Here is a 10,969-nt window from a genome sequence, read left to right on the forward strand (position 1 = left end):
TATGAAAGACATCGTAATGACAGCCCAAACCACGCTTGCAAATCTGGATCTGACAGACGCCGCATTGAAGGGCGGCACTCTGAAGGTGACGTCGCCGATTGACGGCTGCCTGCTGGCCGATGTGCATGAAACGCCGGCCACCGAAATGGACGCGATCATTGCCCGCGCCAAAAACGCGTTCAAGGCGTGGCGCGTTGTGCCGGCCCCGCGTCGGGGCGAGCTGATCCGCCTGCTGGGCGAAGAGCTGCGCGCGGCCAAGGACGATCTGGGCGCGCTTGTCAGCTGGGAGGCCGGCAAGATCACATCCGAAGGTCTGGGCGAAGTGCAGGAGATGATCGACATCTGCGACTTTGCCGTTGGTCTGTCGCGTCAGCTTTATGGTCTGACCATCGCGTCGGAACGCCCAGGTCATCGGATGATGGAAACCTGGCATCCGGCGGGCCCGGTCGGGGTGATCTCGGCCTTCAATTTCCCGGTTGCGGTCTGGTCGTGGAATGCCGCTTTGGCACTGGTCTGTGGCGATCCGGTGATCTGGAAACCGTCCGAGAAGACCCCGCTGACGGCGATGGCCTGCCAGAAGATCTTTGAACGCGCGCTGGTGCGGTTTGGCGATGCCCCCGAAGGGTTGCTTCAGGTCCTGATCGGTGGCGCGGAGTTGGGCGAGGCGCTGGTGGCCAGCGAAGATGTTCCGATCATCTCGGCCACGGGTTCGACACGTATGGGTCGTGCGGTTGCGCCTATCGTTGCGGCACGCTTTGGCAAGTGCATTCTGGAACTGGGTGGCAACAACGCGATGATCGTCGGCCCTTCGGCGGATCTGGAAATGGCCGTGCGCGCCATTGTCTTCTCGGCCGTTGGGACCGCCGGTCAGCGCTGTACCACGCTGCGCCGTCTGATCGTGCACAACTCGATCCGCGAGGAACTGGTGAGCCGCCTGAAAAAGGCTTATGCTGGTCTGCCCATCGGCAATCCGCTGTCTGAGGGCACGTTGATCGGGCCACTGGTGGATGAGGCATCGGGTGCCGCCATGACATCCGCACTGGAGGCCGCAAGGGCCGAAGGCGGCACCGTGTTTGGCGGTGAACGCGTGACCGAAGGGCTTCCTGCGGGTGTCTATATGCAGCCCGCAATTGTCGAAATGCCCGGCCAAAGCGCGGTCGTGAAAACCGAAACTTTCGCGCCGATCCTTTATGTCATGGGCTACGACGACTTTGACGATGCGATCCAGATTCAAAACGATGTGCCGCAAGGGCTGTCATCCTGTGTGTTCACGCTGAACATGCGCGAGGCCGAGCAGTTTCTGACTGCGGCGGGGTCGGATTGCGGTATTGCCAACGTCAACATAGGCCCCTCGGGCGCCGAGATCGGTGGCGCATTCGGAGGCGAGAAAGAAACCGGTGGCGGACGCGAAAGCGGCTCGGACGCGTGGAAGGCCTATATGCGCCGCCAGACCAACACAGTGAACTACTCGGCAGAGCTCCCGCTGGCGCAGGGTGTCAAATTCGACATCTGAACCAGCGCGCAAACTGACGGGCAATCTGATCCCCCCGGAGCTTTGATGTTTCGGGGGGATTGCTTTTGTCACGCAGGGTTTGGCACTGGCAGGCTGAAGCAGGCACAAAACCGGTGGTTCTTGACGATATCCCTGCCGTGCGGCATGTGATGTCGCTGGGGGGGGAACGGCATGTCCGATAAGGTCAGATGGCCCGACACGGCATGTATGAACAGATTAAGCGTCCGAGCGGCCCCGATGGCTGGCTGCTTTTATTCCGGAAGGTAAGTAAGATATGTGCCCTGCACCCGTTGATGCAGAGACCCCGCGCGGGTTCATCATCCCGATCGGCGGCGGCGAAGACCGCGTCAAGGAAATGCAGATTCACCGCAAGTTCGTTGAGCTGTCTGGTGGTCCTGATGCCGATATTGTCGTGATCCCGACGGCCTCGATGTTGGAAGAGACCGGACCGGATTACAATCGCATCTTTTCCGAGCTGGGCGCGGGCAAGGTCGAATTTCTGCCCATCTCGCGGCGTGCTGATTGCGACAATCCCGATTATGCCGAGATGCTGGACCGCGCTACAGGGATATTCATGACCGGCGGCAACCAGCTGCGGCTGTCGGCGATTCTGGGTGGCACACTTGTGGCGCAGAAAATTCGGCGCCGGAATGCGGCCGGTGTGCCGGTTGCCGGCACTTCAGCCGGGGCGTCGATCATGTCCGAACACATGGTGGCCGGGGGCAGCAGCAACTCGGCTCCGGCTGAGGGCAATATCACGCTGGCTCCGGGCATGGGTTTGACCAACGCCGTCATCATCGACCAGCACTTCACACAGCGCAATCGGCTGGGACGTTTGCTAACCGCTTCATCTTTCAACCCTTTTTTGATCGGACTGGGTATCGACGAAGACACGGCAGCCTTCATCGGACCCGATAATGTCCTTGAAGTCGTGGGCAGCGGATCGGTTACCGTCGTGGACGCCAGTCATCTGACCCATTCATCGATGTGGGACGCGCGCCGCGGTGAAGCACTGAGCCTGCTTGGACTTCGGCTTGACGTTCTGGGCGAAGGGTGCCGTTATGATCTGACGGCTCGCCAGGCTTTTCCGCCGGATGAGCATTTGGCGTTCTGCACATTGCCGGACATGTCCGGTCAAGAGGCCGCCAGCGGGGGGATAACAAAAAGCTAACCAACGGGGAGCCTCATGAAAATAATCTCGACCAATGTCTTTGTCGGCCCGAATGTCTGGGCAAGTTTTCCGGTCATTCGCCACGTCATCGATCTGGGTGTTCTGGAAGAGTGGCCCTCGGCAAAAATTGGTTCCGAGTTTATTGACGCCTTGATCAAGGCGCTTCCCGGTCTGGCGGAACACGGCTGTTCCTATCGCGAACCCGGCGGCTTTATCCGCCGCCTGCGCGAGGATGAAGGCACCTGGCTGGGACATGTGCTGGAACATTGCGCCATCGAAGTTCAGAACGTGGCCGGGTCCGACGTGACCTTTGGACGTACGCGCGGCACAGGTGAGCCGGGCCAGTACAATATGGTCTATGAATACCGCCAGCGCGACGTCGGTCTGGATGCGGGCAATCTGGCGATGCGGTTACTGATGCACCTGCTGCCGCAATCCCTGAAAGATCAGGTGGATTACGAATTCGACCCGGACTTCAACTGGGATGAAGAACTGCGCAGCTTTGTGCTGCGGGCGCAACGCAAGGAATTTGGCCCATCGACCGGATCGCTGGTCAAGGCGGCGCAGGAACGCGACATTCCGTGGATCAGGCTGAATTCCGGCTCGCTTGTGCAATTTGGACACGGCAAGTTTCAGAAACGCATTCAGGCGACAATTACGTCCGAGACCAAGCATATCTCGGTCGAGATATCCTGTGACAAGGAAGACACCCATAATCTGCTGAACGATCTTGGCCTGCCGGTTCCGCAGCAGCGCATGGTCTATTCGGCCCGCGAGGCCGTACGCGCGGCAGCCCGGATCGGGTTTCCGGTGGTGGTCAAACCGTTGGACGCCAACCATGGGCGCGGCGTTTCGATCAATCTGAATTCCGATGCCGAGGTCGAGGCGGGTTTTGCCGAGGCCAAGGAGCATTCGCGCAGCCGCGCCATTCTGGTCGAGAGCTTCATCACCGGCTTTGATCACCGGATGCTGGTCGTGAACGACAAGCTGGTTGCGGTGGCCAAACGCGTCCCCGGCCATGTAATAGGCGACGGAACCCATACGATTGCCGAACTGGTCGACATGGTGAACCAGGACCCACGCCGGGGCATCGGGCACGAAAAAGTGCTGACCAGGCTCGAGCTGGACAATCAGGCTAACCGCCTGATGGAGAATGCGGGCGTGACGGAAGACACTGTCCTGCCCGAGGGTGAGGTTTTCTATCTGCGCTCGACCGCGAACCTGTCAACCGGTGGCACCGCCATCGATCTGACCGACGTGGTGCATCCCGACAACCGCGACATGGCCGAACGCGCCATCATGGCCGTCGGGCTGGATGTGGGCGGTGTCGATTTCCTGATCGACGATATTACCAAATCCTACAAGGATATCGGTGGCGCGATTGTCGAAGTAAATGCGGCCCCCGGTTTCCGGATGCATGTGGCCCCGTCCGAAGGTCAGCCGCGCGATGTGGCGGGCAAGGTCATCGACATGCTGTTCCCTGCCAATGAACAGACCCGCATCCCGATTGCAGCCATCACCGGCACCAACGGCAAGACGACAACGTCGCGGATGCTGGGTCATATCATGAAAACCAGTGGCAAGATCGTTGGCATGACCTCGACCGACGGCGTCTATGTGGATGGCAAGTTGAGCGTCAAGGGGGACATGACCGGCCCGAAATCGGCACAGATCGTCCTGCGTGATCCGATGGTCGATTTTGCAGTGATGGAAACCGCGCGGGGCGGGCTGGTGCGCTCGGGTCTGGGCTATCAACGCTCGAACGTGGCGGCCTGTCTGAACGTCTCGGCAGATCATCTGGGCCTGGGCGGGATCAATACGGTCGAGGAACTGGCCGTCGTCAAACGGGTGGTAGTGGAAAGCGCAACCGATACGGCCGTTCTGAACGCTGACGACATCAATTGTCTGAAGATGGCCGATTACGCCGGGGCGGATCAGATCTTCTATGTCACGACCAACCCCGGTCACAGTCTGGTCAAGGAACATATCAAGACAGGGGGCAAGGCCATCGTGCTGGAAAAAGGCATGAATGGCGACATGCTGACCATCTATGACAAAGGGCTTCACATCCCGGTTCTGTGGTCGCATCTGATCCCCGCCACGCTTGAAGGCAAGGCGATATTCAACGTGCAAAACGCCATGGTCGCAGCGGCGATGGCCTATAGCTTTGGGGTCGATCTGGACAATATCCGGCATGGACTGCGCACTTTCGACACAAGTTATTTCCAGGCACCGGGGCGGATGAATGTCTATGATGAACATCCCTTCAAGGTGATCCTTGATTACGGCCACAACCCTGCCGCGCTGAAGGCGATGGCCGCTTTGGCCGATCAGTTGGAGGTCAAGGGCCGCAGGCTGTGCGTTGTTGCGATGCCCGGCGACCGGCGCGATGAAGACATTGTTGATGGGGCCGCAGCGCTGGCCGGGCATTTTGACCACTTCATCTGCAAGGCAGACGACCGCCGCCGGGGTCGCGGGCATGACGAAGTGCCGCAAATGATGCGGCAGGCCCTGATCGATTGCGGGACGCCGGACGACGTGATCTCGATCATTCCGGATGAGGTTGAGGCCGTGACTACAGCGCTGGAGATGGCGGCACCGGGCGATCTGCTGGTGATCTTCGGAGATGACACCACACGCTGCTGGAAACAGATCATCTACTTCAATTCCGATGGCGAAACCTCTGAAACCGAGGCGACACCCAAAACCAGCCCCGCCGACACCACGTTCGAGGACATGTTCGACAGTGACCAGAACCTGATCCGGGACGAACGCGGCGTAAGACTGGCGCGTGAAATCAGCGAAGACGCGGATTGAGCGGAGGTACCGGAATGGACCGGATCGAAGAGCTTGAAACCGCGCTGACCATCGAAAGCGCGACCGCTGATCATATTCAGGTGGATGACGCGCGGCGACTGACCGGCCCCGGCCTGTTATGGGATCACCCCGGCGCGGTGATGGATGTATTTTTCACGGATATCGACCCCGCGCAGGTCATCGCACTGTGGGAAAAACACGCCCGGCGCGTTCTGGATGCGCTTGGCTGGCAGGATCAGGCACTGACCCACCGAACCTTTACCGGCGGTGTCAATCTGGCAATCTCGGCACCGATGGATCAGCTGTATTCCGCGATCTTTGCGGCGCAGACCGCCTGGCATTTCTGCGCGGCAGAGTTGCTGGAGGCCACACCGGGCGATTTTGATCAGATGATCCGGGATGTCAAAGGCGTAATGGCGAAGGAGGCCAATCCTGCGCTGATCGCCCTGATCGCGGCAGCCGACGCGCATGGTGTGGATATCCTGTGCGACGATGATGAGATTTCCATCGGGCATGGAACCGGCAGCCAAACCTGGCCTGTCGACGCACTGCCCGCCCCGGATGACGTGGACTGGCCCGCCTTTCACAACATCCCCGTCGCCTTCATCACCGGAACCAACGGCAAGACCACCACGACCCGGTTGCTGGAGGCGATCGCCCGCGCCTCGGGCAAGGTCGCGGGACTGACCTCGACCGAGTTTGTGCGGGTGGGTGACGATATTCTGGATCGCGGCGACTATTCCGGCCCCGGCGGAGGGCGGATGTTGCTGCGCGACAAGCGGCTTGAAATCGGATGCCTTGAAGTGGCCCGTGGGGGTATCCTGCGCCGCGGCCTGCCGACGCGTGCCGCCATGGCCGCCACTGTCACCAACGTGGCGAACGATCATCTGGGGCAATACGGCGTCAACACGGTGCCCGAGCTGGCTCAGGCGAAATTCGCCGTGCACCGGACACTGACCAAGGGCGGTGTTCTGGCCCTGAATGCCGATGATCCTTTTGTCCGTGCCGAGGCCGAAAACACGGCAGCAAATATCTGGTGGTTTTCACTGGATGCCGGGAATGATCTGATCCGTCGGGCGCGCGACGCGGGAACATGCTGCGCTTATGTCTCGCAGGGCAACATCGTCTTCTTTGACGGCCGGTCCGAGCATACGGTCATTGCCGTGTCCGACGTGCCCCTGACCATGGGCGGGGTCGCGAAATACAACATCCTGAACGCTCTGGCGGCTATGTGCCTTGCGCTGGCTTTGAAACTGCCGCTTGAAGCGGTTCGGCATGGGTTGGCCGGGTTCAAACCGGATGCCAAGGACAATCCGGGTCGCTGCAACGAATTCCAGCACAACGGCGCTCAGGTTTTCGTGGATTTCGCGCATAATCCGCATTCGATTTCTGCCGTGTGCGATGCGCTGTCGGCCTTGCCGGCAAAACGGCGGTTCATCATGCTCAGCCATGCCGGAGACCGCTCGGACCAGGACATTCGCGACGTCACCGCAACCGCCTTGAATTTCCAACCCGACGTGGTCGTTGCTGCTGAACTGGAAGGGTACCTACGGGGTCGCGCTTTGGGAGAGATACCGGACCTGATTGAAAAGTCGGCCCTGAAACAAGGGTATGACAAGACCCAGATCCAAAGGGCCGCATCCCCGTCCGAGGCCGCCGCGATGATCCTGAAACAGGTGGAACCGGGCGATCTAGCCCTGCTGCTGGTTCTGTCGGAACGCGACGCCGTGCTTGAGATGCTGGACCAGCAGGTGACGTAGTGGGGTGAGGGAGTAGTAAAGCAGCGAGCCGCCATATCCGGCTGCGGTCATCTGAGCAGCGAATTGCGCAACACCCTTGCATTGAAACCCAGCCTGACAATACTCGCCCAACACAGGCAACAGGTTGTTGAGGTTGGGTGATATGGAGATTGAGCAGACGGGTTTGTCGGGTGTGTTGGTTATTCGCCCGCAGCGGCATGGGGATTTGCGGGGGTTTTTTTCTGAGAGCTGGAACAAGGCGCGGCTGGAGGAGGCTGGGGTTGTGTTGCCGGAATTTGTGCAGGACAACCATTCGCTGTCGTCCGCGGCGGGGACATTGCGCGGCCTGCATTTTCAGGCGCCTCCGCATGCGCAGGGCAAATTGGTGCGCGCGGGCCGGGGCGCGCTTTATGATGTTGCCGTCGATATCCGCAAGGGATCGCCAACTTATGGGCAATCTTTCGGCATCGAGCTCAGCTTTGAGAACGGGCGGCAGCTTTGGGTGCCGGCGGGACTTGCCCATGGTTTTGTGACGTTAGAGCCCGACACCGAAATCTGCTACAAATGTACCAGCTTTTACAATGCGGATGCCGATGGGGGTGTGCGCTGGGACAGCTGTGGTATTGATTGGCCCTTGCAGGGGAACCCGGTGCTGAGCGACAAGGACAGGATTGCGCCTGCGCTGGCCGATTTTGACAGCCCGTTTGTTTACGAAGGATAGAATATGAAACTGTTGGTGACAGGTGGTGCGGGTTTCATCGGGTCCGCGGTCGTGCGGCGTGCCATTGCGGACGGACATCAGGTCGTGAACCTTGATGCGCTGACCTATGCGGCCTGCCTCGACAATGTTGCCGAGGTTGCAGAGAACCCGAACTATGCCTTTGTTCACGCAGATATCCGCGACCCTGCGGCCCTGAAGGCGGTGTTTGCCGAACATGCGCCTGATGCGGTGATGCACCTGGCGGCGGAATCCCATGTTGACCGGTCCATCGACGGGCCGGGGGCTTTCATCGAAACCAATGTCCTGGGCACATACAACATGCTGGAGGCGGCGCGCAGCTATTGGGCCGGACAGGGAAAACCGGACACTTTCAGGTTCCACCATATCTCGACCGATGAAGTCTTTGGCAGCCTGGGCCCCACCGGCCAGTTCACCGAGGATACCCCCTATGATCCGCGGTCTCCCTATTCCGCGTCGAAAGCCTCCAGCGATCATCTGGTCCGGGCCTGGCACGAGACCTATGGCCTGCCGGTGGTGCTGACCAACTGTTCGAACAATTACGGGCCCTATCATTTCCCTGAAAAGCTGATCCCTGTTGTGATCCTGAACGCAATCGCGGGCAAGGCGCTGCCGATCTATGGCGACGGCTCGAATGTCCGCGACTGGCTGTATGTCGAGGATCACGCCGACGCGCTTTTGCTGGTGGTGCAAAAGGGGGCTGTCGGCCGGTCCTATAACATCGGTGGCGAGAACGAGCGCAGCAATCTGGAACTGGTGCAGACGCTGTGTGCGATCCTGGACGACCTGCGCCCGAAACCGCAGGGGGTCTATGCGGACCAGATCACCTTTGTCACAGACCGCCCCGGGCATGATGCGCGTTACGCCATCGATCCCTCGCGGATGCGCAACGAAATGAACTGGCGCCCGTCCGTGACGGTAGAGGAAGGTCTGCGCAGAACGGTTGAATGGTACCTGAACAATGAAGACTGGTGGCGGTCTTTACAGAACCGGTCCGGCGTTGGCGAACGGCTGGGGGTCAGCGCGTGAAACTTCTGGTCTTCGGGGCGACCGGTCAGCTGGGTCGGGAACTGATCCGGTGTGGCGGGGATATCTCGGTTGAAGCGCTTGGGCGCGACAAGGCGGATTTTACCGATCCTGAAGGGTGCGCGGCCCTGGTTCGCAACACCGACGCGGATGCGGTGATCAACGCCGCCGCATATACCGCCGTCGACAAGGCCGAAGCGGAGGAAGACCTTGCCCTGCTGATCAACGGAACCACGCCCACGGCGCTGGCCAAAGCCGCGGCCGGGCGCGGGGTGCCGTTTGTTCAGGTCTCGACAGATTATGTGTTTGACGGGGCGGGCACGGCCCCGTTTCCGCCCGACCACGCGACCGGCCCGCTGGGCGCCTATGGGCGCACCAAGCTGGCAGGCGAGGCCGGTGTGATTGCGGCGGGCGGACCCCATGCAATCATACGAACCTCGTGGGTGGTGTCGTCACATGGACATAACTTCGTCAAAACCATGCTGCGCCTCGGCAAAGAGCGTGACCACCTGACAATTGTCGCAGACCAGATTGGCGGGCCAACCCCGGCATCGGCACTGGCCGAGGCCTGTATCGGCGCGGCCCGTGCCCTTTTGACAAACCCGGATGAAAAGACCGGAATTTACCATTGCAGCGGTGGCCCTGATGTCAGCTGGGCCGATTTTGCGCGCGAGATCTTCGATCAGGCCGGCATCGACTGCGATGTCGAAGACATTCCGTCCAGCGCATACCCGACCCCCGCGAAACGCCCCCTGAACAGCCGCCTGGACTGCACGACACTGACAACGGACCTGGGCGTGCCCCGTCCGGATTGGAAGGCGGGCCTGCACAGCATACTTGAAGACCTTGGAGAACTCGGCACATGACGACCCGGAACGGCAAGAAACGCAAAGGTATCATTCTGGCAGGCGGGTCAGGCACCCGACTTTATCCGATCACGATGGGCGTCTCGAAACAGCTTTTACCCATCTATGACAAGCCGATGATCTATTACCCCCTTTCGGTGCTGATGCTGGCCGGGATCCGCGACATCGCGATGATCACGACGCCGCAGGATCAGGAGCAGTTTCAGCGCCTGTTGGGTGACGGAAGCCAATGGGGTCTGTCCCTGACCTGGATTGTTCAACCTTCTCCTGACGGGTTGGCGCAAGCCTATATTCTGGCCGAAGATTTTCTGGATGGTGCCCCCTCGGCCATGGTGCTGGGCGACAACATCTTCTTTGGGCACGGCCTGCCCGAGATCCTGCAATCGGCAGACGCCAAAGAGACCGGAGGCACCGTCTTCGGCTATCGGGTCGCTGATCCCGAACGCTACGGGGTCGTGGCCTATGACGAGGCTGGCGCCGTCACCCAGATTGTCGAGAAACCCCAAGTGCCGCCATCGAACTACGCCGTGACCGGGCTGTATTTTCTGGACGGCTCTGCCCCTGAACGCGCCCGCGCCGTAAAACCGTCTGCACGCGGCGAGCTTGAGATTGTCACCTTGCTTGAAATGTACCTTGAGGCCGGGTTGCTCAGCGTCAACCGCATGGGGCGCGGTTATGCCTGGCTGGATACCGGAACCCACGCAAGCCTGCTGGACGCCGGAAACTTTGTGCGTACGCTTCAGGACAGGCAAGGCCTGCAAACCGGATCACCTGACGAAATCGCCCATACGCTGGGCTGGATCAGCGACCAGGACCTCGAAGCCCGCGCCCAAAGATTCGGCAAAAACGACTACGGCGAATACCTCAAGAACCTGCTGAACCATTAGCCGTTCAATAGCGGTATTGGCTTGGTTGAGTTTTTTGGTTTTGGTTGCGGGTTTGGTGGTGAGGTCTTATTTAGCGTGTTTGGATGTTGGGATGGGTTGGTGTGCCGCAGGGTTGCATCAGTCCTTTAGGCGCGGCGGGATATGGGGTATCTGGGCGTGCGCACCGTTTCACGGATTTGGAGAACGCAATGATGAAGCGCGCCTGGAACAA

General features: G+C 60.1%; 8 protein-coding genes. All 8 read left to right on the plus strand.

Annotated elements, in window-relative coordinates; genetic code table 11:
• Position 1: 1 nt before the first annotated feature.
• The 8 genes from amaB (at position 2) to rfbA (ending at position 10,758) form a co-directional block, all read left to right on the plus strand.
• Positions 2-1,513 (plus strand): L-piperidine-6-carboxylate dehydrogenase, encoded by a 1,512-nt coding sequence (amaB, locus tag ACR0BZ_RS17850; protein WP_480920909.1) that lies wholly within the window; start codon positions 2-4, stop codon positions 1,511-1,513.
• Between the two features lie 274 nt (positions 1,514-1,787).
• Positions 1,788-2,684 carry a cyanophycinase gene (locus ACR0BZ_RS17855; protein ID WP_480833416.1) on the plus strand — a complete coding sequence of 299 codons (897 nt, stop codon included), beginning with the start codon at positions 1,788-1,790 and terminating at the stop codon, positions 2,682-2,684.
• 15 nt (positions 2,685-2,699) lie between these two features.
• Complete coding sequence (gene cphA, locus ACR0BZ_RS17860) at positions 2,700-5,501, plus strand: cyanophycin synthetase (RefSeq protein WP_480920910.1); 2,802 nt, start codon at positions 2,700-2,702, stop codon at positions 5,499-5,501.
• Between the two features lie 14 nt (positions 5,502-5,515).
• Positions 5,516-7,261 (plus strand): Mur ligase family protein, encoded by a 1,746-nt coding sequence (locus ACR0BZ_RS17865; protein ID WP_480920911.1) that lies wholly within the window; start codon positions 5,516-5,518, stop codon positions 7,259-7,261.
• A gap of 142 nt (positions 7,262-7,403) precedes the next feature.
• Positions 7,404-7,961 (plus strand): dTDP-4-dehydrorhamnose 3,5-epimerase, encoded by a 558-nt coding sequence (rfbC, locus tag ACR0BZ_RS17870; RefSeq protein ID WP_480920912.1) that lies wholly within the window; start codon positions 7,404-7,406, stop codon positions 7,959-7,961.
• A 3-nt stretch (positions 7,962-7,964) separates the two neighbouring features.
• Positions 7,965-9,008 (plus strand): dTDP-glucose 4,6-dehydratase, encoded by a 1,044-nt coding sequence (rfbB, locus tag ACR0BZ_RS17875; protein WP_209508309.1) that lies wholly within the window; start codon positions 7,965-7,967, stop codon positions 9,006-9,008.
• Positions 9,005-9,871, plus strand: a complete 867-nt coding sequence (rfbD, locus tag ACR0BZ_RS17880; protein ID WP_480920913.1) for a dTDP-4-dehydrorhamnose reductase — start codon at positions 9,005-9,007, stop codon at positions 9,869-9,871. Before rfbB ends, rfbD begins: the two co-directional genes overlap by 4 nt.
• Positions 9,868-10,758: a glucose-1-phosphate thymidylyltransferase RfbA gene (rfbA, locus tag ACR0BZ_RS17885; RefSeq protein ID WP_480484785.1), complete on the plus strand. Its 891-nt coding sequence runs from the start codon at positions 9,868-9,870 to the stop codon at positions 10,756-10,758. Before rfbD ends, rfbA begins: the two co-directional genes overlap by 4 nt.
• Positions 10,759-10,969 lie beyond the last annotated feature (211 nt).

It is taken from the genome of Ruegeria sp. P8 (genome assembly GCF_056534665.1).

Coding starts and splice junctions, on each gene's coding strand:
- amaB (WP_480920909.1), top strand. CDS start 2: ATGAAAGACATCGTAATGACAGCCCAAACCACGCTTGCAAATCTGGAT.
- cphA (WP_480920910.1), top strand. CDS start 2,700: ATGAAAATAATCTCGACCAATGTCTTTGTCGGCCCGAATGTCTGGGCA.
- ACR0BZ_RS17855 (WP_480833416.1), top strand. CDS start 1,788: ATGTGCCCTGCACCCGTTGATGCAGAGACCCCGCGCGGGTTCATCATC.
- rfbA (WP_480484785.1), top strand. CDS start 9,868: ATGACGACCCGGAACGGCAAGAAACGCAAAGGTATCATTCTGGCAGGC.
- rfbB (WP_209508309.1), top strand. CDS start 7,965: ATGAAACTGTTGGTGACAGGTGGTGCGGGTTTCATCGGGTCCGCGGTC.
- rfbC (WP_480920912.1), top strand. CDS start 7,404: ATGGAGATTGAGCAGACGGGTTTGTCGGGTGTGTTGGTTATTCGCCCG.
- ACR0BZ_RS17865 (WP_480920911.1), top strand. CDS start 5,516: ATGGACCGGATCGAAGAGCTTGAAACCGCGCTGACCATCGAAAGCGCG.